Here is a 24,979-nt window from a genome sequence, read left to right as displayed (position 1 = left end):
CATGGCCTCCCCGCTCGGCACCAATGGTGCTGCCCCGCGGGCCAATGGCCTTGGAACGCCGGCCGGAATCCCCTTGGCCGACACCGTCAACGCTGATCTTACGAACGGCGAAAGGGGGCGCCTTCAGCGGCGCGACCTCCCTTCGATCCCGCGGAATTCGACTGTTGCGGCTCCTGAGGCTCGGAGTTGGAGTCGAACTGGGAGGGCTTCTCAGGTTTGACTTCGGGCTGGTCTGAGGTCTCCGAATCCGACTCTGGCTGATTCTGGTCATCTCGGAACTGCTCCTCTGCATCCTGCAGAGCATCGTCGAGCTGTTCCTGGTCCAGTCCTGGTTCATCAAAGGGGTCACGGCGACGACGGTGCGGCAGTGCCATTTCCGCAGCTACCTTAATGTCTTCCGCAGTGATCTCAATTGGATTGCCGGGTGCCGGCTGCGCCGACTCGTCCCCGGCTACTCGCCAGGCAGCGTGAGCGCGGGCGGTACGTGCAATGACGATGTCGGCACGCATCCCGTCCACATCAAAAGCAGCGCACACTGTGGCAATTTGACCAAGAATGTTGGGGGTCAATTCGACGTCGTCAAGCAGTGCGCGCGCGCGATCGATGCGAGCGTGTAGCGCATCGTCGTCGGCGGCGAACCGCGCGACAAAGCTCTCCGGGTCGGCGTCAAAGTCGAGGCGGCGGGCGACGATTTCCGCGCGGACAGCCGGATCCTTGGATGCGGTGACGTCGATGGCGAGACCAAAGCGGTCGAGAAGCTGGGGACGCAATTCGCCCTCTTCCGGGTTCATCGTGCCGACCAACACGAACCTGGAGGTTGCGGAGTGCGAGATGCCATCGCGTTCAACAACCACGCGACCGGTGGCTGCGGCATCGAGAACGGAGTCAACGAGATGATCCGGCAGCAGGTTGATCTCGTCGACATAGAGAATGCCACCGTCAGCCGCGCTGAGTAGTCCCGGGTTGAACTGTGCGTGTCCGGTAGTCAGGACGGTCTCCACATCGATGGAGCCTACGACTCGATCTTCCGTAGCGCCGAGTGGCAGGTTTACCAACGATCCGCTGAGAAATGGCGCCAACGCGCGGACCGTAGTGGTCTTCGCTGTGCCCTTCTCACCGCGGATGACGACACCACCAATCTCCGGGGATAGCGCGGTCAGAATCAACGCAAGCTGTAGTCGCTGCTGCCCGACGATCGCAGTAAAAGGAAAAGTGGGCTCTGTTTGTGCAGTGGTCGCTGACGTGATTTTTTCCATAAGCACAGTTCTACCCCACTGCGAACGGATGGCTCACAGCGGGGTAGAACAATGTTGGCTTAATTGAACTCTTTGAAGCTCTTCAGCGAGTTACTAGCGCTCCAGCTTCAGGGTCTTCTGGGAAGCCTCCCAGACCTCCTTGAACAGAGCCGGGTCATCAGCCAGGTGCGTACCGTAGGACGGGACGAGCTCCTTCAGCTTCGGGGCCCACTTGCCCATGTGACGGCCGAAGCAGCGCTCAATCAGGCTAATCATCACAGCCGGAGCGATGGAAGCGCCCGGGGATGCACCCATCAGGCCGGCAATGGTGCCGTCCCACGAGTTGATGACCGCGGTACCGAACTCGAGGGTACCGAAGACCGGAGCCTTCATCGGCTTAATGACCTGGACGCGCTGACCAGCGACGATCAGCTCCCAGTCCTCTGGGCGAGCGTTCGGGACGTACTCACGCAGGGACTCAATACGTGCGTCGAAGTCCTTCAGAACCTCAGTAATCAGGTACTTGGTCAGCCCCATCTCCTGGACACCAACACCCATCATGGACGGCAGGTTGGCCGGACGCAGAGACTTAATCAGGTCCAGGTTGTTACCGTTCTTGAGGAACTTCATGTTCCAACCGGCGTACGGGCCAAAGAGCAGGCCGCGCTTGCCGTCGATAACACGGGTGTCCAGGTGCGGAACGGACATCGGCGGCGTGCCGACGGAAGCCTTACCGTAGACCTTGGCGTCATGCTTAGCAATGACTTCCTCGTTGGTGCAGCGCAGCCACTGACCGGAGACCGGGAAGCCACCGAAACCGCGAATCTCGTTAATACGAGCCTTCTGCAGCAGCGGCAGTGCGTCACCGCCGGCACCGACGAATACGAAGTTGGCAACCAGGGTGCGAACGTCCTTGGTGTGCAGGTTCTTCACGGTGACGATCCACTTGGAACCGTCGCGCTTCAGACCGGTGACCTCGTGTCCGTAGCGAATCTCAGTACCCATATCGGACAGTGCGGCCAGGTACTGCTTGGTCAGTGCACCGAAGTTAACGTCCGTACCATTCGGGTTACGAATAGCGGAGACCGGCTTGGAGAAGTCACGACCCTCGGACATCAGCGGAAGGTACTCAGCGAAACGGTCCGGATCCTCAATGAGCTCCTGACCGTGGAACAGTGGCTCCTTCTCAAGTGCCTCATAGCGACGACGCATGAACGCCATCTGCTCCGGACCCTGAGCGAAGGTGGTGTGATCAACTGGGTTGATGAATTCCTTCGGGTCAGTCAGGGTGCCGTTTTCAATCAGCGAGGTCCACAGCTGGCGGGAAACCTGGAACTGCTCATTAATGAGCTTAGCCTTGGTGACATCGACCTTGCCGTTCTTCTCCGGCGTGTAGTTCAGCTCACACAGAGCAGAGTGACCGGTACCAGCATTGTTCCATGGAGAGGAAGACTCCTTGGCGGGCTGATCGAGACGCTCGAACAGAACCTGTGACCAGGATGGCTCGAGCTCCTTGAGCAGCACACCCAGCGTCGCACTCATTACACCTGCACCAATGAGGACGACATCTACCTCGTCGCCACTGGAAGCAGGAAGCTTGTTATCAGCCATTTTGCTGTCAACATCCTTACTAACTTGATTAGTGATTCAAACTAGCGCTCGCTCACATGCGCGCACACAACTTAAGACGCAAAAGAGAGCTACCGTCTCAGTCCATAATCTATTGTGGCACACATTCCCACTACCCCCGGTAATCGGCGCTAGGCTTGACCCTGTGACTACCGATATTCCCGATTTCGTTACCCCCACCTTTAACCCCGATAACCTAGGCGAAGACTACAGCCAACATGTCATCGAACTCGGCCAGGATCCCGACGGTGAGGGGTCGGTATGCGCGGTTTTGGTCCGCTACTGCCCCGACTCGTCGGCAAGCGACTTCCAAACGCGTCCGGCGGTTCTATGGATTCACGGGATGTCGGACTATTTCTTCCAGAAGCACGTGGCGGAGCGGTACCACGCCGAAGGCTACGCCTTTTACGCTATTGACCTGCGTAAGTGCGGGCGCGCGCACCAACCTGGGCAGACTTGGCATGGCTGCAGCGATCTGACGAATTACTTCGAGGATCTCAACAGGGCACTCGCGGTGTTAGACCACGCTGGTCATACAACTGTCACTGTTAATGCGCACTCCACTGGTGGTCTCATTGCCGTGCTCTGGCTCGATTGGTTACGAAGCACAGGCGGCCATTGCCCGCAAGCACCCAATATTTCCGTCACGGCTGCCGTCTTGAACTCACCGTGGCTGACTCTGCACGTTTCCCGGGCAAAGGCTCCCGTGTACTCGCTGGTGACTCGTGTTATGTCGCGGATTCGCCCCAACAGTCTTATTCCAGTGCAGTCTGCGGGCGGCTATGGAAAATCCATTAGCGCCGACCACCAGGGGCGTTGGGAGTACAACCGCACTTTCAAGCCGCTGGCTGGCCATGACAAGAACTGGCGTTGGCTCAATGCCATCATCGTCGGCCAGCAACGTGTCAGCCGCGGTATCGATACCGGCGTGCCGACGCTCGTCCTCCACTCGGACAACTACCTTCTCGGCTCCGACTACACCCCGGAGCTCAGCCGCGTTGACTCTGTCCTCAACACTGAGCAAATTGCCGATGCCACTGCCCACTTGGGACCGCAGGCTCGCAACGTCGCGATTCCGGGTGCTCTCCATGATGTCTACCTTTCCGCACCCGAAGCACTTGACCGCGCTTTTAATGAGACCTTTCAGTTCCTTGCCACAGTCAATCCAGGAGACAGCTCAAAATAGGAGCACAGAATAGGAACTCGGAATAAATCAGCATTCAGTACGGTTGAACCAAACTAGTTTGACCAGAATGCTAGGAGTGCTTGTGACCACTGAGAATTCGCCTGAGACTACCCCACGCCACTACGACGTCATCATTATCGGAACCGGGTCCGGCAATTCCATTCCAGCCCCAGCCTACGACAATGTCCGTATCGCTCTGGTGGAGGAAGGACGTTTCGGCGGTACTTGCCTCAACGTTGGGTGTATTCCCACCAAGATGTTCGTTCTGGCCGCTGATGCCGCCCGCAACATCCGCGAGGCCAGCCGCCTGGGTGTGCACGGCACCTTCGACTCCGTTGATCTCAAGCAAATCCAGGATCGCGTTTTTGCCCAGCGCGTCGACCAGATTGCCGACGGCGGCGAGGCATACCGCCGCGGGGACGAGACTCCCAATATCGATGTCTACGACCGCCACGCAACGTTCGTCGGCCCTCGCACTATTCGCACCGGCATCGGCGAGGAAACCGTCGACATCACAGCCGACAACATCATCATCGCTGCAGGCTCCCGCCCTCACGTTCCGGGCCTCATCGCAGACTCCGGGGTCGATTACTACACCAACGAGAACATCATGCGCGTCGACAAGCTTCCGCGCGAAATGATCGTCGTCGGCGGCGGCTACATCGCTAGCGAGTTCGCGCATGTCTTCGCATCCTTCGGCACGAAGGTGCACATGCTGGTGCGCTCCGATGTCATGCTGCGTGGCTCAGACGCCGCTATCTCCGAGCGCTTCCACGAGGTTGCCGCCCGCGACATTGACATCCGCATGAACACCTCCATCACTGCGCTCTCCCAGGAGGGCGAGATCGTCACGGTCACGCTTGACGACGGCACGGAGCTCGCAGCCGATGCCCTGCTCGTGGCAACCGGACGCATCCCCAACGGTGACCGTATGGACCTTGCAGCCGGTGGTGTGGAGATGCACGACGATGGTCGCATCAAGGTTGACCAGTACGGCCGCACCTCTGCCGAAGGTGTGTGGGCGCTGGGCGATGTCTCTAGCCCGTACCAGCTGAAGCATATTGCCAACCATGAGGCCAAGGTTGTCTTCCACAACGTGCTGAACCCGTCAGACCTGCGGGCATTTGACCACCGCTACATTCCGTCGGCAGTCTTCTCACATCCGCAGATTGGTCAGGTCGGTATGACCGAGGATGAAGCTCGCGCCTGGGCTGCGGAAAATGGCACGGAGATTACCGTGAAGGTACAGAATTACGGCGACGTTGCCTACGGCTGGGCACTGGAGGATCGCGATGGCTTTGCCAAGTTGATTGCGGACCGGGCCACCGGCCGCCTGCTGGGTGCGCATTTCATCGGCGAGCAGGCTGCCACCCTAGTGCAGCAGTGCATCCAGATGATGAGCTTCGAAATGGATGTGCGCGAAGTTGTCAAGGGCCAGCACTGGATCCACCCAGCACTGCCAGAGCTGATTGAAAACGCGATCCTAGGCCTGGAGTTCGATAACTAGCCCAGCTGTTCAATACCTGTGGCCTGGGCCAATGCGGGCCCAGCCAGGTACTTCTCGACTGCATTGGCCAACAGGTCGACCTGCAGCAGCCGTTCTCCGGCAAACGAAGTATTAGGACTGACCTCAAAGCCGTCCCGACCGACGGCAACTGCAACTTCCATCAGCAACTCACGGCGCGCCTGATCATTTTCCAGGTAGCCGTGGCGGTGCGTGCCCATCACCATGCCACGCCGCGCCCCTTCTTCAGGCTCAGTGATAAAAGGCGCCTCGCTGCTTCGCACAACCTGTCCATTGTGGACTTCGTAAGAGCCATCCGGGTGGCTCACCAGCGTCTTCGTCCCCGCGAATTCAATGTCGGTATCGAACACGCCAAGCCCGTTCACTGTCCCGGCTACCGACTCCACCGAGTCAGTGATGGTGGTGCAGAGCATTTGGAACCCACCGCAGATGCCAATCAGCGGCAGCCCTCGGGCGGCTCGGTTCTCCAGCACGTCGTCAAGCCCACGCTCGCGCAACCACTTGAGATCGGCGACCGTCGACTTCGTCCCGGGCAACACGACCAGGTCGGCGCGAGCAACGACCGACGGATCGACCGTCCACTGCACGTGTACCCCTGGTTCACAGGCAAGCGCTTCGATATCGGTGGCGTTGGACACGCGCGGCAAGCGAATGGCGGCCACGGACAACGTTTCCGTACCCAGCGGTGCGTTCGCCGGCCCTACCGACGCACCAGCGACTGTGCCGAGCGAATCCTCCGCATCGATCCACAGCCCCGGAATAAAAGACACTACGCCGAGTACGGGCACGCCGGTGTGCTCGCGCACCACGTCCAATCCCGGTGTCAACAGCGAAACATCGCCCCGGAACTTGTTGACGATAAAACCGGTAATCCGCGCGCGGTCTTCGGGGCTCAAAATTGCATGCGTGCCGACGAAATGTGCAAGCACCCCACCGCGGTCAATGTCACCGGCGACCACAACCGGCAGATCAGCGAGCTCTGCCAACCCCATGTTGGCGATGTCTGACTCTCGCAGATTGACCTCGGCAGGACTGCCAGCGCCTTCGCACAAGACGACATCGAACTGCCCCCGCAGCTCTTCCAATGTCTCCGCGACTACCCCACGCAACGCTTTTCGACGCGACCGGTACGTCAGAGCGCTCACATGCCCATCGGCTTTGCCCTTCACCACCACCTGACTAGTGTGGTCCGAGCCCGGCTTGAGAAGCACCGGGTTAAAGGAGACATCCGGCTCCAGCCCACAGGCGAGCGCCTGCAGAGCCTGCGCGCGCCCAATCTCGCCGCCGTCAAGCGTGACAGCGCAGTTGTTGGACATGTTCTGTGCTTTGAAGGGTGCGACCTTCACGCCGCGGCGCGCGAGCAGCCGACACATGCCGGCGACCAGAACCGACTTACCGGCATCTGAGGTGCAGCCGGCAATCAGAGCTGCAGGGGCCTGCACGGGTTAGGCCTCGGGCTTCCAACCAGTTTGGAACTGACCTGGCACGTTCTGCTCATCCGGCAGAGTGAGGATTTCATAGCCGTCGGAGGTCACCAGCACCGTGTGCTCGAACTGGGCGGTGAACTTGAAGTCATCATTCTGCACAGTCCAGCCATTATCCCAGATGTGGTACGGCAGCTCACCAAGGTTAATCATCGGCTCAACAGTCAAGGTCATGCCCGGCTCGAAAATGGTGTCCTGGCTCGGCTCATCGTAGTGGAGAACGATTAAACCATTGTGGAACGTGGTACCGACACCGTGACCGGTGAAGTCCCGAACGGTGTTGTATCCAAAACGCTTAGCGTAAGACTCGATTACGCGGCCGATGACATTAATCTCACGGCCCGGCTTGATGACCTTAATGCCGCGCATGGTGGCGTTGTAAGTGCGCTCCACTAGCTGGAGGTGCTCCTCCGAGACATTGCCCGCGAGGAAAGTCGCGTTGGTGTCACCGTGGACGCCGTTCTTGTATCCGGTGACGTCGACATTGACGATATCGCCGTCTTCAATAACCTGAGTGTCCGGAATACCGTGGCAGACAATCTCATTGAGAGACACACAGCACGACTTCTCGAAACCGCGGTACCCCAGCGTGGACGGGTAGGTGTCGTGATCCAACAGGTACTCGTGCACCACCCGGTCAATCTCATCCGTGGTCACGCCCGGAGTTACGGCCTTGCCGGCCTCCACCAACGCGTTGGCAGCAATGCGAGAGACCTCTCGCATATTTTCAATATCTTCCGGAGTCTGTACCAGCGGCTCGCCGACGCCTTCCTGAACCTCGTCCTTCCAGGCGTACTCCGGCCGTTCAATATGTGCCGGAACAGTGCGAATTGGCGTGGACTTTTGCTGAGTAAGTGGAGAACGCTGAGTCATGGAACATACTCTACCCCTACCCCCGGATTAGCCTTTCGGCCTGTGCCGGTTTCGAAGCCAGAAATGCTCTAGCCCTCGTCTCCTGAACCTTCATCCATATTGGCGAAGAAGGCATCGGTAATCGCCACCGCATGTTCGGATCCACCACCACCGACGATGAGCGTGGCGAAGGCCAAGTCATCTCGATAGCCAGTGAACCAAGCGTGCGAGCCGCCTCCATACTCGGCCTCACCGGTCTTGGCGTAGACCTCACCGCGTCCGGCAATGGCCGAACCGGTACCGGAGGTCACCACCGCCCGCATGAGTGAGCGAATCTCATTCAAAACCTCAGGTGGAAGTGGCTTCGATGTCTGCGACTGCCACGTTCCCGCGCTTGGCACGAGTGACGGCGTCGGAGTGCGCCCGGCCGCCACCGTCGCGGAAACCAGTGCCATGCCAAACGGGCTGGCCAAGTCATTGCCCTGTCCATAGCCCGCATCGATACGCTCGACTTCATCACTGCCGTCAGAAACGCTACCGGTAATAGTGTCGAGGCCCGCGATGTGATAGTTGATGCCGATGCCGAAGTTCTTGGACTCCTCCTTGAACTGCCCTGGTTCCAATTTGTGAGAGATGTTGCCGAACGTGGTGTTGCAAGACCGCGCGAACGCATCGCTCAGCGAGGTATCCCCGACGCCACTTCCGTTGTAGTTGGTAACAATTCGCGGCCCGATCTCCATCGAACCTGGGCACGGCACAGTCGATCCCGCATTTAGCCCCTCGTGCTGCACACCTGCAGCAGCAGTGACAATCTTGTACGTCGATCCCGGCGGGAACTGTCCCATCAGCGCAAGGTCGCCGTCCTTATCCGCTTCCGCCGTCTGGGCTACCGCCAGAATCTTGCCCGTAGACGGCTGCACAGCCACCAGCATTGCCTTCGCATCTTGCCGCGTATCGACTGCCTTCTGCGCTGCGTCCTGCACCTTTTTACTAATCGATGCCTGCACCGCCGGGGCTACATCCGGAGACACCTCATAGAGCGTGCCGACGACTGCTCCGCCCTCGTTGGCCGCCACGATATTCCAGCCATCGGCACCGTGATCACCAGTGTCCACTAGCCTTTCCACACGGCTCATCAAATCAGGCGCAAACCCCGGGTCGGGTCGCACCATCGCTGCTTCATCGTTAACAGAAATTCCGTCAATGTCCGCGAGCTCATCCTTGACTCGCTGCGGCGTGGATGCCGGCAGCACAATCAGTGAAAAGTTACCCTTCCCACCAGCTGCCTGCTCCCCTATAGCGCGCGCGTCAAGCTTCGGACCATCTTCCGGCATTTCATTATTGATGACCGTCGCCGCCCGGTTAATCGACGACTGCACATTCTCCGCCCCATCACGATTGAGAATTACCCGGTGCACAGTCCCCGGCTCAAGCAAGGCCGCACCGTCCGAACCAACCACAGACGGACGTGGAGCTGCGATAGTGCGCAATTCTGGGTGCTGATTACGCCCCAGCTGTGGATGCAGGGATGCTGGCGACCAGCGCAACGCCCAATCCCGTTGCCCAGCCTCAGTCTTGGTCAGCGTGAACGTGGTGTCATATCCCCAGCGTCGCTGATGCGGCAGCTGCCAATTCATGGTGACTTCGGCCGAGGACTGATTCGAGCTGGTATCGATACCCTCGATTTCATAGTCAAGCCCCTCCGGCTGAAGGCCGTCGGTGGCCGCATTCAGATCCCCCTCAGCGGAATCCGGATGATCGGTCAGCGCCGCCGCCTTAGCGACATCCCCTCCCGCCAGCGCCCCAAGGAATTCCTCAAGCACCTCGCGCCCGGTGTCAGGCCGCGGCGTACACGCGGCGGATGACAACACCAGACCCGTGATTGCCACAGCCGAGATACTGCGAAGCAGGGGCTTGCGGCGCGAAGTTTGTTCCATGTGGGCTGACGTTAGCACCGCTTTGCTTTACGACGACGCTGGCGCGCCGCAACCTGCTATCAGCGGTTCAGCACAATTGGATTGACCACGTCAGCAGCCATAACCAGAACGCCGAAGACCAGCAAAACTGCGGTAAAGGCCATAGTAATTGGCATGAGTTTGGTGTAATCGGCAGGCCCAAGCGCAGGCTTACCGAACGCCTTGCGAATCAGGTCGCGGATGCGCTCATAAATAACAACGGCGATGTGGCCACCGTCGAGTGGCGGCAACGGCACGAGGTTGAACACGGCCAGGAAATAATTGAGGTTAGCCAGCAACAGAAAGAATGAAGGCCACTGGTTCATCTCCACCAATTCACCACCGGCACGCGACGCGCCGACGACACTCATTGGGCTGGCCGGGTCACGCTGAGCACCAAAGATAGAGGCGACCACGCCGGGAACCTTCTCCGGAATGGAGAGCAGCCCGTTCCAAACCGCCCCGAAAAGGCTGCCTGTGAAGCTGGCCGCACCGCCGATGGCAGTCACTGCGTTGTACTCGTGAAGGATGGTCTCTGGTCGCTGGAAGGCGATACCAATTGCTGGCTGGTCGATGTCCTGCCCGTCGTTAGTCTTGCGCTTGACGACTTCCGGGGTGACCGTGACCGTCTGGGTGCTGCCATTGCGGTCGATGGTCATTTTGATGTCGCCACCTGCAGAGCTACCGATGAGAGACACAGCCTCGGGGTAGGACGTGATCTTGGTGCCATTGATCTTCTCAATCACATCTCCGGCACGTAGCCCTGCGCGCTCTGCAGGACCGGAACCAGTGCAGGGCTCCAGCGTGCCGTCGGCACGCTGTGCCGGCGAGACGCACTGCACCGCCTGAATGCGTGGCGCCATTTCCTTACCCATGTTGGGCAAACCCCACGTCACGGCAATGAAGTAAAGAATGATGAATCCAACGATGAGGTTCATTGCCACCCCACCGAGCATCACGATAATGCGCTGCCACCACGGCTTCTTGTACATGGCGTAGGGTTCTTCGGCAGGAGCGATGGGATCCATTGCCGTCATGCCTGCGATGTCGCAGAATCCGCCAAAGGGAATTGCCTTTACTCCATACTCGGTGTCATGCCCACCTGCCGCAGCGTGATGCCGCTTGAAGGAAAACAGCGTTGGGCCGAAGCCAATGAAGTATCGACGCACTCGCATTCCACACAGGCGAGCTGCGGTGAGATGGCCCCATTCGTGAAGGGCGATTGTCACCGCGATGCCGATTGCGAAGAGTAAAACTCCAAGAAGAAATGTCACGAGTGCTCACCCTACCCCCACTTTGGGCAAACGAGCACACCGGCGAACAGTTTCCGGCCGGGCTAAGTCCCAATTTCAGCAAGTTCTAAGGTATCCTTACACCCGATACTCAAGATTGTCTGAAAATGCGCTCAGTCGCTTTCAGCAAAACCGCAGATAGACTGAAGTGCATATAGAGTGCAATTCGCCGAAAGTGTTAACAGGAGGACTTTCAAGTGAGCAACCACGAGCCAAAGGAAGAAATTTACCGCGGCGTCAGCACCCTCGACGAGCCGTCGGCGAAGTGGGGCTGGCACGGCATTAGCAAGAGCGCTATGCAGAAGGCCGGCTGGATTTCCGTAATCTTCCTGCTGGGCATGACCATTGGTAACCACAAGGGCAACGTCGAGAACTGGTGGCTGGTCGTCATCGCCGCCCTGATTGCTATTGGCCTGCTGTTGCAGTTGTTCGCCCCGCAGGGTTCTCAGGTTCGCACCGTTACCGGTCACAACAAGCCGGAAGGCCACATTGAGCCGGAGTGGGCACGCGACCAGGTAAACGGCACTGGCGTCTACGCTAACCTGACCGACTCTCAGCTGCGCTCCTGGAACCGCCTGCCGGAAGGCCAGAACCAGTAGAGTTAGCCACTTTTGCAGAAAGTCTGGCCTAACAGCTCTATAGCAACAGCTCTATAGCGCTACAGCGCACAAAAAGATCCGCACCGAATTCGGTGCGGATTTTTGCTATTTGTCGGCTAAACCTCTTCGGCCGCCAGCTGACCACACGCTGCCGCAATCTCGTTGCCACGGGTATCGCGGACCGTGCACGGTACCCCCTGCGCCTGTACGCGGCGGACGAACTCCTCCTGCTGCTTCTTCGGAGAGGCGTCCCACTTCGAACCCGGAGTTGGGTTGAGCGGAATGAGGTTGACGTGGACACGTGAGCCCAGAGCATTATGGAGCTTCTTACCCAACAAGTCTGCCCGCCAATCCTGGTCGTTAATATCGCGAATCAAAGCGTACTCAATAGATACGCGACGGCCTGTCTTGTCTGCGTAGTAGCGAGCTGCATCAAGTACCTCGGCCACTGTAAAGCGATTGTTGATCGGTACCAGCTCGTCGCGAAGCTCGTCATCCGGAGTGTGCAGAGACACCGCGAGGGTGACTGACAGGTCCTCGTCGGCAAGCCGTCGGATGTTCGGCGCGAAACCGACCGTAGAGACGGTGACATTGCGCATCGAGATGCCGAATCCCTCCGGCGACGGCCGCGTGATGCGATGGACGGCGGCGAGAACGCGATTGTAGTTCGCGAGCGGCTCACCCATGCCCATGAATACGATGTTGGTCAGGCGACCGCCCTCGGCTGCCATAGTGGCAGCGGCCTCACGAACTTGGTCGACAATCTCCGCGGTGGAGAGATTACGCTGCAGACCGCCTTGACCCGTCGCACAGAATGGGCATGCCATACCGCAGCCGGCCTGTGAGGAAATACAGAGGGTCGCACGCCCCGGGTACTTCATCAGCACGGATTCCAGCAGCGTACCGTCACCTGCACGCCACAGAGTCTTACGCGTTTCGCCGTCGTCACAGGTGATGTGCCGCACGGGGGTCAACAGAGGTGGGAAGAGACTGTCTTTGACCTTTTGACGGTCTGCTTCCGGCAGATCAGTCATCGTCATAGGGTCAGCCTCAAGCCGACCGTAATAGTGCCGGGCAATCTGATCGGCGCGGAAGGCCGGCAGGCCCAGTTCCTTGACCGCAGCCTTCCGTTCCTCAACATCGAGGTCCGCAAAATGGGTCGCGGGCATGCCGCGACGTGGAGCTTTAAGAACGATTGGAAGTGAAGATGCCATGATGGCACCCATTTTCGCATGTAATGACGGTTTTGGCCTAATGAGCGACTAGGCAGCCGCAACTAAGTGGACCTTTACAAGTGGTACATACCTGCCAAAACGTGTTGAATGATAGGTATGACTAACGCTAATCAGCCGAATAACGACAGTCCGCTTTTCGACGATACTCCGTCGTACTCTCCAAATGATTCCGTGGCTCCTGCACCAGAGCAGGACAACCTTCCAGAGCCAGTCGTTGACGCGCCCGCAGAGAAGGACTCCACACCGGAGCCAGCGCCCGCTCCTGGCCGGCGCAAGGTGAAAAAGACTACCGCGGGCTCGATGTGGGTTGGCCTGGTCATCAGTGCAGTTTTGCTGATCGTATTGCTTGTATTCATTCTGCAGAATCAGCAGGAGACCACACTAAACCTGTTCGGCTGGGCCTGGAACTTCCCGGTCGGTGTCGGAATGCTGTTCGCTGCTATCCTCGGCGCCCTCATCACTGCGCTAATCGGTGGCTGGCGAATGTTTGATCTGCGCCGCCAGATTCGTAAGGGCGACAACTAAAGCCCGACTGAACCAGCCAAATTAAACCAGGCTGAAAAGCTGCAATATCAGCCACGTCATCGCGGCTGATGGCAGCATGCCATCCAGGCGGTCCATCAGACCGCCGTGGCCCGGCAATATCGAGGACATATCCTTAATCCCCAGATCGCGTTTGAACTGGGACTCCATCAGGTCACCAAGCGTGGCGGAGATAACCAAGGCAATGCCCAGCACGATGCCCTGCCACCACGGCGCGTGCAACATAAAGATTGCACAGAGCGCTCCAGTAATAGTGGCGAGTACGAGAGAGCCCCCGAACCCTTCCCAGGATTTTTTAGGGCTTACCTTCGGAGCCATCGGATGCTTTCCGAACATGACACCGGCGGCATAGCCTCCGACGTCATTGGAAATCACCCCGATCATGAAGGTCACAATGACCAGACGGGGATCGACTTCCCAGGGATTGTCCATGTGCACCAGCTGCACAGCTAGCGCCGCAAAGAACGGAATCCACATCACCACGAAAACTCCGACTGCGACATCCCGCAGCCAGTTCCGTGGTGCTTCAGCCATCCCGTGCAAAAACAGACGGGTGACTAGTAAAAGCATCAGGGTAACAGTCAGGCCCATGACCAGACCGTCAATCCCCCAGTAGGCGGACAGCCACACCATCAGCTGTCCGCCGAGAATCAGAACCGGGCGAGGGACCTGCCAATCGGACTCGCGGAGCCGCTCGCAGACCTCCCAGGTTGCAAGGCCAACCGCCGCGGCGACCAGAACGGTCCAGGCGAGCGCCCCCAGCAGCAAGCCGATGATGACGACTGCACCAAGTGCTACGCCCACCGTAATTGCAACCGGCAGGTTCCGACCTGCCGAGTTACGCGGCTTAATAAGCCGTAGCTCGTCTAGAACACGTTCCTTATTGGACGCTGGCTTCGACGTTGGCATTGGCGCCTCAAATCCCCTCTCCCGGTTGAATATGAAGGCCTAAACCTCCATCAGTTCCGCTTCCTTGCGCTCAACCAAGGAGTCCACCTGCTCGACGTAGTTCTTGGTGACCTGGTCCAGCTCCTTTTCGCCTGCCTGCACCTCGTCCTCGCCAGCGTCGCCGTCCTTCTGAATCTTCTTCAGAGTTTCCATGCCCTTACGACGGACATTGCGAATCGCAATCTTGGCGTCTTCACCCTTCGAACGTGCGACCTTGACCATCTCACGACGGCGCTCCTCGGTCAGCTGCGGGATAGTTACGCGCAGAACCTGGCCGTCATTAGTCGGGTTCACGCCCAGGTCGGAGTTGCGAATCGCGTTTTCGATGTCGCCCATAACGCTCAGCTCATACGGCTTAATTAGCAGCATGCGCGGCTCCGGAACCGAAATGGTAGCCATCTGGGTAATCGGAGTCGGAACACCGTAGTACTCCGCAATAACGCCATTGAACATCGCCGGGTTCGCACGACCAGTGCGAATGTGCGTCAGCTCCTCGCGGCAGTGCTCTACGGAGCTACCGTACTTTTCTTCACAGTCAAGCAGGACTTCATCAATCATTGTGTTTTTAACCTCGGGTTTCTACTCGGGTTCTAGATAGTTCTAGAGCGCTCTGTGGAAAGAACGTATTACGAACAAATTTATCAGCTGTGGACGAGAGTACCGATTTGTTCACCGGCTACCGCGCGCGCAATGTTTCCTTCGGTAAGCAGATTAAACACGAGAATCGGCATGTTGTTGTCCATGCACAGGGAGAAGGCGGTGGCATCAGCAACGCGCAGGTCCCGTTCCAGAACCTCACGGTGAGTGATGTCATCGAACAGCTCTGCGTCCGGCACCTCACGTGGGTCGGCCGAGTAGACACCGTCAACGGCCTTGGCCATCAGCAGCACCTCGCAGCCGATCTCCAGGGCGCGCTGGGCGGCAGTGGTGTCGGTGGAGAAGTACGGCATACCCATACCTGCACCGAAGATGACCACGCGGCCCTTCTCCAGGTGGCGCTTAGCACGCAGCGGCAGGTACGGCTCTGAGACCTGTGCCATGTTGATAGCAGTCTGCACACGGCAGTCCACGCCCTCCTGCTCGAGGAAGTCCTGCAGAGCCAGGCAGTTCATGACCGTGCCCAGCATGCCCATGTAGTCAGAGCGTGCGCGGTCCATGCCGCGCTGCTGAAGCTGTGCGCCACGGAAGAAGTTACCGCCACCGATGACGACACAGACCTCGACACCCTTTCGGGAAACTTCCGCAATCTGTCGGGCAACGTTTTGCACCACGTCCGGGTCAACGCCAACCTTGCCGCCACCGAACATCTCACCACCGAGCTTGAGCATCACACGCTTGAAGCCATTGCGCTCGACAGATTCTGCCATGACCATGCACCTTTCTCACACCGTTTAAAAAGTCGCAGACGAGTCTACCCGGTCACGACAGCAAGGCACACTTGACGCTCCGCATTATCGGCTACAGGACAGCAAAATGCCCCGCCCGGGTTCCCGAGCGGGGCATTTAAACTAGCTCACAGCTAGAGGCTTATGCACAAACTACAGCGAATTAGTGCTGGCCAACCTCGAAGCGAACGAAACCGGTCAGGGTAACGCCAGCCTCTTCCATGAGCTGCTTAACGGTCTTCTTGCTGTCGGCGACAGACGGCTGCTCCAGCAGAACAACGTCCTTGTAGAAGCCGTTCAGACGACCCTCGACGATCTTGGCGATAGCCTGCTCCGGCTTGCCCTCTTCGCGGGTGATCTTCTCGTAGACAGCGCGCTCTGCCTCGACGCGGTCAGCCGGGACATCCTCGCGGGACAGGTACTGAGCCTTCAGAGCGGCAACCTGCATAGCTGCTGCGTGAGCAGTCTCTGCAGCGCCCTCTCCCTCACCGGTGTAAGCAACCATGACACCGACAGCTGCCGGCAGGTCTGCTGCACGGCGGTGCAGGTAGACAGCGATGTTGTCGCCCTCGAGAGTAGCAGCGCGACGCAGCTCCAGCTTCTCACCGATCTTTGCGGAGAGCTCCTGGGTAGCGTCAGCTGCGGTCTGACCGTCGAGGTCAGCAGCTGCGAGCTCTTCCGGGGAATTTGCCTTGACTGCTGCGGCAGCGTCGGCGACCTTGTTGGCGAAGTCGATGAACTCCTGGTTCTTAGCAACGAAGTCGGTCTCGGAGTTGACCTCGACCATGGTGTTACCAGAAACAGCAATCAAGCCCTCGGCAGCGGTGCGCTCTGCACGCTTGCCGACGTCCTTTGCGCCCTTGATGCGCAGGATCTCGACGGCCTTGTCGAAATCGCCGTCGGTCTCGACGAGTGCGTCCTTACAAGCCTTCATGCCGGAGCCGGTCAGCTCACGGAGCTTCTTGACGTCAGCAGCAGTGAAATTCGCCATGCTGGGCGTTCCTCCTTGTGGTGGTTAGAACTTGTGGTGGTTAGAAAGTTCAGCTTTACTCAGCGGATGCCGTCTCAGTTGCAGTGGAGCCCTCGGCGTCCATCTCTGCAGCCTGGTCGGTGTTCTCAGCGGCGGACTCGATCGGAGCGTCGCCTGCTGCCTCGCGAGCAGCGTTGGCCTCGCGCTCAGCGCGAGCCTTACGGCCCTCTTCAACAGCGGTGGAAATGATGCGGGTCAGCACGGAAGCAGCACGGATAGCGTCGTCGTTGCCCGGGATCGGGAAGTCAACGTCATCCGGGTCACAGTTGGTGTCCAGGATGGCAACAACCGGGATGCCCAGCTTCTTAGCCTCGGAGACAGCGATGTGCTCCTTGTTGGTGTCAACAATCCACAGTGCGGACGGAACCTTGGACATGTCGCGAATGCCGCCCAGGGTGCGCTCCAGCTTGGTGCGCTCACGGGTCAGCATCAGGATTTCCTTCTTGCCGCGGCCCTCGTAGCCGTTCTCAGCAGCGTCCATTGCCTGAAGCTCCTTCAGGCGAGCCAGGCGCTTGGAAACGGTGGAGAAGTTGGTCAGCATGCCGCCGAGCCAGCGGTGGTTGACGTATGGCATGTCAACGCGCTCCGCCTCGTTCTGAACGGCTTCCTGAGCCTGCTTCTTGGTACCGACGAACAGGATATTGCCACCGTGAGCGACAGTCTCCTTGACGAACTCGAAAGCCTCGTCGATGTAGGTCAGGGTCTGCTGCAGGTCGATGATGTAGATGCCATTGCGCTCGGTGAAGATGAAACGCTTCATCTTCGGGTTCCAACGACGGGTCTGGTGACCGAAGTGGACACCTGCATCGAGCAGTTCTCGCATGGATACAACAGCCATGTCATATTCAGGGAAGATCCTCACGTCCAGCCTGACTAGGGCTGCGGCTGCTTCCCTTCCTTTCTTATCCGATATAGGTGGTTACAGTTCACGCACAGGCTTTCCCTGTGCCCTAGCGCTCCCCCGCTGCCTCACACCCGACAGATATTCTTGCCGAGCACCCGTGAACCAGCCGGAATGGGTCGCGCGCGTAGTCTTTGTGCTAATGACCGCCCATTAAGGCAGACACCGCGAGCGCCATCTTATCTGATACATCGCGCAGGTCGCAATATCTGACACGCCCTGCTATCCACAGGGCAAAAAGTCATCCACAGCTAGAACCGTTTGCAATGCACTGCCGCTTGTCGACGAGTGCAGCGTCCGCCACACTATCGCGCATGATGACCAAGCAGAGTTTCAAGCGCTCGCTAATGCGCACATTAGCGCTTTTCGTGCTCGCTGTCGCGCTAACAACACCCCCAAGCCCACCTACAGCTACTGGCGAGCTACTATCCGCCATTGCGCATACCTTCCCCGTCCACGGCAAAGTGCTACGCGACTACGCCCCACCGGAAAAACGCTGGCAGCCTGGGCATCGCGGAGTTGACCTGAACGCCTCCCCGGGCCAGCCAATCCGCGCCTCAGCCCCTGGCGTGGTGCATTTCGCCGGTTCGATTGCCGGAATGACTTCCGTGTCTATCATGCACGCCGATGGCATCCGCACAACCTATCAGCCCATAGATACCACGCTAGAAAAGGGAGACCACGTGGCCGCTGGCCAGGTGATTGGCCATCTTGTGGTCAACGCCAAACATCCCGAACCGGGCCTGCATTGGGGCGCGCTTCGCGGCGAGGACTATCTCAATCCGCTTGATTTGATACAGCGGAGGCCAATCGTGCTCAAGCCCGTGCGCAATTAAACAACCCTGCGGGATTAAGCGCGCGGATGTGCCCGCTTGTGTACTTCACGGAGGCGGTCCGCTGAGACGTGGGTATAAATCTGCGTGGTCGCCAGACTCGAATGACCGAGCATCTCCTGCACCACACGCAAGTCAGCGCCACCTTCCACCATGGCTGTGGCCACAGAGTGCCGGAGCGAATGCGGTGAAACATCAGCCCATTTATGAATCACTCGGCGCGCCTGACGAGGATTCAATCTACCTCCACGCACACCGAGAAAAAGCGCATGTTCGGCCTGTGCGGAAGCATGAAAGCTTCCACGCACCTGGAGCCAGCCTTTGAGTGCCGCCTCCGCTGGTGCACCGAAGGGCACGATGCGCTGCTTGTTCCCCTTACCCACTACCGAGATGATGTGGCGGGAAAAGTCCACATCAGAGACGTCGGCCTTGCACAGCTCCTCTACACGCATCCCAGTGGCATACAACAGTTCCACAATGGCCAAGTCGCGAGCCGCAACTGCGCTGTCCTCGGAGGAGACTTTCTCGATTGCCTCCTCAATCCTCTCCGGCGAGAGCACTTCCGGAAGATGCTGATGTTTCTTCGGCGTTGACAGCCGCAGCGACGGATCAGCATCGAGAATTTGCCGAGCTACGAGCCAACTACAGAACTGGCGAATGGACGTCGTTAAGCGAGCCAGCGATGACCGCGCAGCACCCTCCGCATGCTTCGCGCCGAGGTGCGCACGGATGACAGGGGTGGAGAGTTCACTGATGTGGTCCAGGCCGGCGAGGAGGGGGATGAGATCGGCTCGATAGGCACGGACGGTTGCGTCAGAGAGTCTGCGGGAATAAGTCAGCTCATCGAGAAAATCCATGAGCACGGCCTCAATATTGGCGGATAACCCGAGATCCGGCTCAGTCCTGTCGTCGTTATTGGTTGCGCGCTTCACGGTTCTGACCTTAGTAGACGCACACCGCGAGACCTCACCAGACAGCGGAAAAGGCAGTGACTCCGACTTTCGCCAGAGCCACTGCCCTATTGCCTCACCCATGTCACAAGCCCGTTTCCGTAACAGTTACTTAGGCTTGCCTTGCCTATATTACTGAGCGTACAGAGAATTGCAATACCTAATTCAAGATTTTTTCGAGATTCTCTGCAGAAGGCTTTATTAGCGCCTCACTAACGCTTCTGTTCCTGGCGCAACCACCCACCCTCCACCCGACTGGTCAGCCCCTGTCCCTGCAGCTCCAGCAACAAATGTGTCGTAAGCGCCACGGCCAATCCCGCCTGCGCTGCGACTTCTCCCACCGGCGTTGGCTCCGCAGAATTCAGAGAGTCGTAGACAGCGAGCTCGTTTCGAGAAAGCTTCTGCACCGCCGACTTTTCCCACAACAATTCAAGCTGAGCATCCTCATTCACTGTGCCAACTGACCGATACAGCGACCGCACATTATCGGCACTACACACCAGGACAGCCTCGCCACTGCGGATTAGGTCATGACAGCCAGAGGTAGTTTGCAGCGTCACCGGTCCCGGCACTGCTCCCAAGGGCTTGTTTAGCCTCACTGCCCAGTGCGCTGTGTTGCGCGCCCCTGAACGCCAGCCCGCCTCGACGATTGTGGTTGCTCGCGATAGGGCCGCTACCAGCCGATTCCTAGTCAAAAACCGATGCCGTGCTGGTCGCACCCCCGGTGGATACTCCGTAATCAGCGCACCCCGCTCTGCAATCCGGTCGAAGAGCTCTGCATGCGCCCGCGGATAGTCAACCCCTACACCACCGGCTCCGACCACAACCGTAGTGCCGCCAGCGTCGAGCGCAGCTCGATGCGCCGCGGCATCAATCCCTAACGCACCACCGCTGATGACACTAACCCCCGCGTTCGCGAACTGTCCCGCGAATTGGGCCGCCACCTGTGTCCCGTAGCTGCTGGCCATCCGCGTTCCGACAATCGCCACCGCTTCACTGACCACGTCCCGCAAGTCACGGCCACGCACCCACAGCGCAAGTGGTGGTGCATCGGCGCGGTCACGGACTTCGAGCGTCGTAAAGCAGGACAGCAGCTCCCCCGGCCACTCTGGGTGCCCCGGATAAATAAGACGCCACCCCATCGCTGCCGCCAGCTCCAAATCGTGGCCGCTCTGGTCAACGTCGGCTCGCGCCTGCGTCGTATTGAGCAGACCTTCCGGCAGCCCGGCGCGAGCCTTGATCCTCTCTGCTACCTCTACCGGCCCAAACTCCGTCACGAGCCGCACAATCTGCGGATGCGTCGCCTCTATCACACGATTCAGGTAAGCCCACGCGTGAATTTCGTCCATTTTTCCCCCTTGATAATGGTTCGGTTGTATTAGCCGCCCCCGCGGTCATGCAGCTGGCAGGCACGTTGCACGTGCTCGAAGGTAAACGCGTCTACTCCCCCGAGATCTGCGAGCGTCCACGCCACTGCGATTACTTTGTCCACTCCCCGCTGGGTAATCTCTCCGTTTCTCAACTGGAAGTCCAATAACGCCATCGCTTCTTCGTCTAAGCCCGCGTGACGACGGAGAAGCGAGCGTGGCACACTCGCGTTGGTGACGGCTGCTTCGTCGGCAAGCCCCAGAGCCTGCCACCTATGGCGGGCACGGTCACGTGCGGCCTGTACCCGATCGCGAACGGCCGCGGAGGGCTCATTGTGTGCTTTGTTTTTAATTCCCAGCTTGGCCCCGGCAGGACTGAGCGTGACGTTGAGATCCATGCGATCGCGAAGCGGGCCCGATAATGCGCGACCATGCTTGGCTCGCTCGGCACTAGAACAGGTGCATTCGCTGGCATACGCCGCCCCACACCGACAGGGATTGGTCGCCATGACTAGTTGTGTTCTCGCCGGAAAGGTCACTCGATGGTGCGTACGCAGGTGGACGACCACCCCGTTTTCCATCGGCATCCGCAACGCATCCAATACCGCCGGGCGCATGAGGGTGATTTCGTCCAAGAACAGCACCCCATGGTGGGCAAGGCTAATCGCGCCGGGCTTGGGCACAGCACCGCCGCCGACTAACGCTGCCACAGTCGCGCTGTGATGTGGAGCCACAAACGGCGGATGTTGGACAAGAGTGTCCGCAGTATCGAGCGCTCCGGCCACCGAATGCAGCGCGGTGACCTCCAGCTGCTGCCACTTCTGCAATGGCGGCAGAATTGTGGGCAAGCGCTCAGCGAGCATGGACTTCCCAGTTCCCGGAGAACCCTGCATGAACAGATTGTGCCCACCTGCTGCGGCTACCTCGAGGGCGAAGCGCGCCTCAGGTTGGCCATCGACATCGGCCAGGTCTACCGAGAAGGCTTGTTCGCTGGGGTCGTCGTTAAGCGCGGTCGTCAAACCTGAGCCGGTGAGTACCCAGCCCCATAGCTGTGCGAGGTCGGCTGCGGTGCAGACTGCGATGCCGTCGACGAGCGCGGCCTCGGCGGCGTTGGCGGCGGGGACGACAACCCAACGGGCACCTGCCTCGCGGGCGGCAAGGACTTGCGGCAGCACTCCACGCACCGGGCGAATGGAACCGTCGAGCCCAAGTTCGCCAATGAGAACCGTGTGGCGGAGACGACCTCGGGCCTCCATGTCATCGCTGGTTGCGATAAGGATGGCGCAGACGATGGCGAGGTCAAAGCTAGTGCCGTGCTTGCGGATATGCGCCGGAGACAGACTCACCACGACCTTTGTCTTCGGCCAGGGCAACTGCGAGTTAGCAACCGCCGTGCGCACGCGATGTTTGGCTTCTCCGACGGCGGCATCGCCGAGCCCACCGATATACATTCCTGGCAAGCCACGCCCAACATCGGCTTCCACCTGCACAATAGTTCCTTCAATGCCGCTGAGGCTGACTGCAAGAGCTGTACCGACAGTCATCTAGCAGTCCCACATGATCGCGTCGCTGATTGCGGGAATGTACGTAACTGCAACGACTGGAGGGCCGGACGAAGGGCTGGACACTGTGACTTCTGCGCAGTCGATAACTACGGACTCTAACCAGTTGGTAGAACTCTCTGACAGCCACTGTGCCGCCGCCTTGCGCAAATGACGAAGCTTGGCTGCTGTGATGGACTCTCTGCCGTCCCCAAACTGACTACTTCGCGAGCTGCGCCGCGTTTTTACCTCCACAAAATGCAGCCTGCCGTCAACATCTTCAGCAATAAGATCGAGCTCATAGCGCCCCACCCGCTCATTCCGAGCAATAACTTCCCACCCCTGATCCTCCAACATCTCGGCGACGAAATCCTCCCCAAACGCGCCGAGCTGTCTCGTGGTTAGTTCTTCAAAGCTCTGTGTCATAGCCCCGGTCCCCCTGGTTCCCCGTTGAATTGTGCCTTGGCGGTTTACTGCCTTGGCGGTTTACTGCCTTGGCGGTTCGGAAACACTCTTGCACAGCGGGCATGACAAAGGCCCTCCGATAAATGCTCAGAGGGCCCTAACTGTGGATAATTTTTCGACTGTGGATAACTGTTAGCAGCTAGCCATAACATGCGATGACAGGCGACGATAACCTACGGCAGTCGCAAGTCCGGCTTATCCAGTTCCTCGATATTGACATCCTTGAAAGTGATAACGCGCACGTAGCGGACAAACCGAGCCGGGCGATGGACATCCCACACCCACGCATCCGACATCCGCAGCTCGAAATAGACCTCGTTTTCGCTGTTGTGCGGAATCAGCTCCACAGCATTAGCAAGGTAGAACCTGCGCTCCGTCTCAACAACGTACGAAAACTGACTAACGACATCGCGGAACTCCTTGTACAGGGATAGTTCAACGTCGGCCTCGTAGTTTTCTAGATCTTCTGCGCTCACGACCGCGACGGCTCCTTCGAGTGTTTACATGTTGCTCTTTTTGTACATGTTGGTCTATTCGGGGTGCTCAAGATACTCCGCGTGTGCCAAGCGCACATTGCGGTATGACCACCGATGCACCGGGGTTGCGCCATGGCGTGAAATCGCTTCCATATGCGATGACGTGCCGTAGCCCTTATGCCCCGCCAGACCATAGTCCGGATACTTCTCCGATAGGTCAACCATAATGCGGTCGCGGGTGACTTTGGCTAAGACACTCGCAGCAGCAATACATCGGCAAGCGGAATCACCACCAATCACGGGCAAATAGGGTGCCGTGAAGCCAGACACTTTGAGTGCGTCGGTAAGCACATAGCCAGGACGCTGTCCCAACCCGGCTACCGCGCGGCGCATTCCAGTGACATTCGCGTCCTGAATGCCGAATTGGTCGATGTAGGACGCGGGAATCGTCGTCACGCAAAAAGAGGTGGCGAAGCGTTGGATGAGCGGAAAGAGCCGTTCACGTGCGGCCGGCGTGAGCTTTTTAGAATCGGTGAGCTTATCCAGCTCTGCGATAGGGCGTTCTGGAAGGCAGCAGGCGGCGATAACTATCGGGCCTGCACAGGCGCCGCGACCAGCCTCGTCGACCCCGGCTACAGGTCCAAAGCCGCGCTTTGCCAGCGCGACCTCTATCGTGCGCGACTGCTTCAGCCTCCGCAGTTTCGGCGCCGGCGGCGTGAGCAGACTGTGCTGCCTAGTTGTGCTGGATGTCCGGATCATCGACGCCACCGATGCGGTTAAACGGCAGGATGATTGCCTGCACCTTGCCGACGACGTTATCCAGCGGCACAGTACCCTGCAGCTCGTCGCCCATGTGATAGCGAGAGTCCGCAGAGTTGGTGCGGTTATCACCCATGACCCACAGATTCCCCTCCGGCACTGTTACCGGCCCGAAGTACGGGCCACCACACTGCTCTGAGCCAAGATTATCCACCACCGGCTTGTCTGCCGGAGTTTTAATGAAATCCTGGTCTGTCATCTTGCCGTCAACCATGATGCCGGGATCTCCTGGGCGACACTGCACAGTCTGCCCACCCGTGGCAATCACACGCTTGACCAACGCATTTTCATCAGGGGCGACAAGGCCAATCCAGGAACCAACCGTCTGCAGCGAGTTCGCCACTGGGTTGGTTGAACGCTGTGACACGTAGTTACTATTCCAGGACTCCGGGCCATTAAAGACGACAACATCGCCGGGCTTGGGATCTGAGAACTGGTAGGAAACCTTATCCACCCAAATGCGGTCACCGGTGCACCCGACACATCCGTTGAGCGTCGGCTGCATCGACTCGGATGGAATCACGTAGACGCGGCCGATAAAGGACTGCACACCGGCACTGATGAGCAGGGCAATCACGATAATGATTGGAATCTCGATGTACCACGGAGTGTGCTTTTCAGGCTCCTCGTCAAGTTTCCGGAAGCCTTTCAAGCCTTCAGTACGGTCTTCTTTTTGGCCGTCAGTCTGTTCGCGAGAATCGTCGTCGGTCATGGGAAAAGACTATACGC

General features: G+C 58.8%; 24 protein-coding genes. 5 read left to right on the top strand and 19 right to left on the bottom strand.

Annotation, left to right across the window (positions count from 1 at the left end; translation table 11 throughout):
* Positions 1–98: 98 nt before the first annotated feature.
* Together HMPREF2787_RS01835 and mqo are read right to left on the bottom strand one after the other, a co-directional pair.
* Positions 99–1,256, bottom strand: coding sequence for a magnesium chelatase ATPase subunit I (locus HMPREF2787_RS01835; RefSeq protein WP_070858210.1), 1,158 nt, complete (start codon positions 1,254–1,256; stop codon positions 99–101).
* Positions 1,257–1,349: 93 nt separating this feature from the next.
* Entirely contained in the window at positions 1,350–2,846 is a 1,497-nt protein-coding gene (mqo, locus tag HMPREF2787_RS01830; protein ID WP_049170803.1) for a malate dehydrogenase (quinone), read from the bottom strand.
* A 163-nt stretch (positions 2,847–3,009) separates the two neighbouring features.
* On the opposite strand from mqo, the gene HMPREF2787_RS01825 reads away from it, so the two are divergent.
* Together HMPREF2787_RS01825 and mtr are read left to right on the top strand one after the other, a co-directional pair.
* Positions 3,010–4,050, top strand: coding sequence for an alpha/beta hydrolase (locus HMPREF2787_RS01825; protein WP_070767569.1), 1,041 nt, complete (start codon positions 3,010–3,012; stop codon positions 4,048–4,050).
* Positions 4,051–4,132: 82 nt separating this feature from the next.
* Entirely contained in the window at positions 4,133–5,557 is a 1,425-nt protein-coding gene (gene mtr / locus HMPREF2787_RS01820; RefSeq protein ID WP_246822261.1) for a mycothione reductase, read from the top strand.
* On the opposite strand, the gene HMPREF2787_RS01815 is transcribed toward mtr, so the two are convergent.
* From HMPREF2787_RS01815 to HMPREF2787_RS01800, 4 genes are all read right to left on the bottom strand, one after another.
* Positions 5,554–7,017: a cobyric acid synthase gene (locus HMPREF2787_RS01815; RefSeq protein ID WP_069358763.1), complete on the bottom strand. Its 1,464-nt coding sequence runs from the start codon at positions 7,015–7,017 to the stop codon at positions 5,554–5,556. The two genes, mtr and HMPREF2787_RS01815, sit on opposite strands and share 4 nt — an antisense overlap.
* A 3-nt stretch (positions 7,018–7,020) precedes the next feature.
* A complete protein-coding gene (gene map / locus HMPREF2787_RS01810) occupies positions 7,021–7,932 on the bottom strand; it encodes a type I methionyl aminopeptidase (protein WP_049189666.1) in 912 nt (303 codons plus the stop codon).
* A 68-nt stretch (positions 7,933–8,000) separates the two neighbouring features.
* Entirely contained in the window at positions 8,001–9,848 is a 1,848-nt protein-coding gene (locus tag HMPREF2787_RS01805; RefSeq protein ID WP_070858209.1) for a penicillin-binding transpeptidase domain-containing protein, read from the bottom strand.
* A 59-nt stretch (positions 9,849–9,907) separates the two neighbouring features.
* Positions 9,908–11,140: a M50 family metallopeptidase gene (locus HMPREF2787_RS01800; protein ID WP_070546673.1), complete on the bottom strand. Its 1,233-nt coding sequence runs from the start codon at positions 11,138–11,140 to the stop codon at positions 9,908–9,910.
* Positions 11,141–11,355: 215 nt separating this feature from the next.
* Between HMPREF2787_RS01800 and HMPREF2787_RS01795 the strand changes: the two genes are divergently transcribed.
* Positions 11,356–11,757 carry a DUF2631 domain-containing protein gene (locus tag HMPREF2787_RS01795; RefSeq protein ID WP_016422566.1) on the top strand — a complete coding sequence of 134 codons (402 nt, stop codon included), beginning with the start codon at positions 11,356–11,358 and terminating at the stop codon, positions 11,755–11,757.
* Positions 11,758–11,873: 116 nt separating this feature from the next.
* Here HMPREF2787_RS01795 and rlmN read toward each other — a convergent pair whose 3' ends face one another.
* Positions 11,874–12,971 carry a dual-specificity RNA methyltransferase RlmN gene (rlmN, locus tag HMPREF2787_RS01790; RefSeq protein ID WP_049189669.1) on the bottom strand — a complete coding sequence of 366 codons (1,098 nt, stop codon included), beginning with the start codon at positions 12,969–12,971 and terminating at the stop codon, positions 11,874–11,876.
* 117 nt (positions 12,972–13,088) lie between these two features.
* Here rlmN and HMPREF2787_RS01785 point away from each other — a divergent pair, with 117 nt between their 5' ends.
* The gene (locus HMPREF2787_RS01785) at positions 13,089–13,517 is read left to right on the top strand and encodes a lipopolysaccharide assembly protein LapA domain-containing protein (RefSeq protein WP_065421645.1); all 429 of its coding nucleotides are present in this window, start codon (positions 13,089–13,091) and stop codon (positions 13,515–13,517) included.
* A 21-nt stretch (positions 13,518–13,538) separates the two neighbouring features.
* Here the strand turns inward: HMPREF2787_RS01785 and HMPREF2787_RS01780 are convergent, their stop codons facing one another.
* The 5 genes from HMPREF2787_RS01780 to rpsB all read right to left on the bottom strand — a co-directional run bounded on the left by HMPREF2787_RS01780 (position 13,539) and on the right by rpsB (position 17,736).
* On the bottom strand, positions 13,539–14,444 hold the full coding sequence (locus HMPREF2787_RS01780; RefSeq protein WP_070858208.1) for a phosphatidate cytidylyltransferase: 906 nt from the start codon (positions 14,442–14,444) through the stop codon (positions 13,539–13,541).
* Between the two features lie 39 nt (positions 14,445–14,483).
* On the bottom strand, positions 14,484–15,041 hold the full coding sequence (gene frr / locus HMPREF2787_RS01775; RefSeq protein WP_038628675.1) for a ribosome recycling factor: 558 nt from the start codon (positions 15,039–15,041) through the stop codon (positions 14,484–14,486).
* Positions 15,042–15,124: 83 nt separating this feature from the next.
* Positions 15,125–15,850, bottom strand: a complete 726-nt coding sequence (pyrH, locus tag HMPREF2787_RS01770; protein ID WP_070603858.1) for a UMP kinase — start codon at positions 15,848–15,850, stop codon at positions 15,125–15,127.
* Between the two features lie 181 nt (positions 15,851–16,031).
* Complete coding sequence (tsf, locus tag HMPREF2787_RS01765) at positions 16,032–16,859, bottom strand: translation elongation factor Ts (RefSeq protein WP_070858207.1); 828 nt, start codon at positions 16,857–16,859, stop codon at positions 16,032–16,034.
* Positions 16,860–16,914: 55 nt separating this feature from the next.
* Positions 16,915–17,736, bottom strand: coding sequence for a 30S ribosomal protein S2 (gene rpsB / locus HMPREF2787_RS01760; protein WP_070858206.1), 822 nt, complete (start codon positions 17,734–17,736; stop codon positions 16,915–16,917).
* Positions 17,737–18,113: 377 nt separating this feature from the next.
* On the opposite strand from rpsB, the gene HMPREF2787_RS01755 reads away from it, so the two are divergent.
* Positions 18,114–18,635, top strand: coding sequence for a murein hydrolase activator EnvC family protein (locus HMPREF2787_RS01755; RefSeq protein ID WP_141763255.1), 522 nt, complete (start codon positions 18,114–18,116; stop codon positions 18,633–18,635).
* 14 nt (positions 18,636–18,649) lie between these two features.
* Here the strand turns inward: HMPREF2787_RS01755 and HMPREF2787_RS01750 are convergent, their stop codons facing one another.
* The 7 genes from HMPREF2787_RS01750 to lepB all read right to left on the bottom strand — a co-directional run bounded on the left by HMPREF2787_RS01750 (position 18,650) and on the right by lepB (position 24,962).
* Positions 18,650–19,504 carry a tyrosine recombinase XerC gene (locus HMPREF2787_RS01750; RefSeq protein WP_070603856.1) on the bottom strand — a complete coding sequence of 285 codons (855 nt, stop codon included), beginning with the start codon at positions 19,502–19,504 and terminating at the stop codon, positions 18,650–18,652.
* Positions 19,505–19,794: 290 nt separating this feature from the next.
* Positions 19,795–20,931: a DNA-processing protein DprA gene (dprA, locus tag HMPREF2787_RS01745; RefSeq protein ID WP_070603823.1), complete on the bottom strand. Its 1,137-nt coding sequence runs from the start codon at positions 20,929–20,931 to the stop codon at positions 19,795–19,797.
* A 29-nt stretch (positions 20,932–20,960) separates the two neighbouring features.
* Positions 20,961–22,493 (bottom strand): YifB family Mg chelatase-like AAA ATPase, encoded by a 1,533-nt coding sequence (locus HMPREF2787_RS01740; protein WP_070858205.1) that lies wholly within the window; start codon positions 22,491–22,493, stop codon positions 20,961–20,963.
* On the bottom strand, positions 22,494–22,916 hold the full coding sequence (locus tag HMPREF2787_RS01735) for a YraN family protein (protein ID WP_070858204.1): 423 nt from the start codon (positions 22,914–22,916) through the stop codon (positions 22,494–22,496).
* Between the two features lie 212 nt (positions 22,917–23,128).
* On the bottom strand, positions 23,129–23,431 hold the full coding sequence (locus HMPREF2787_RS01730) for a DUF2469 domain-containing protein (protein WP_005509529.1): 303 nt from the start codon (positions 23,429–23,431) through the stop codon (positions 23,129–23,131).
* A gap of 54 nt (positions 23,432–23,485) precedes the next feature.
* A complete protein-coding gene (locus HMPREF2787_RS01725) occupies positions 23,486–24,190 on the bottom strand; it encodes a ribonuclease HII (protein WP_187405335.1) in 705 nt (234 codons plus the stop codon).
* A complete protein-coding gene (gene lepB / locus HMPREF2787_RS01720; RefSeq protein ID WP_049189674.1) occupies positions 24,165–24,962 on the bottom strand; it encodes a signal peptidase I in 798 nt (265 codons plus the stop codon). Before lepB ends, HMPREF2787_RS01725 begins: the two co-directional genes overlap by 26 nt.
* Positions 24,963–24,979: the final 17 nt, after the last annotated feature.

The sequence above is a fragment of the Corynebacterium sp. HMSC061H03 genome (assembly GCF_001838215.1).
Taxonomy (GTDB): domain Bacteria; phylum Actinomycetota; class Actinomycetes; order Mycobacteriales; family Mycobacteriaceae; genus Corynebacterium; species Corynebacterium jeikeium_D.
The sequence above is the reverse complement of the archived record's forward strand: the minus strand, read 5'-3'. Positions and strand labels throughout refer to the sequence as shown.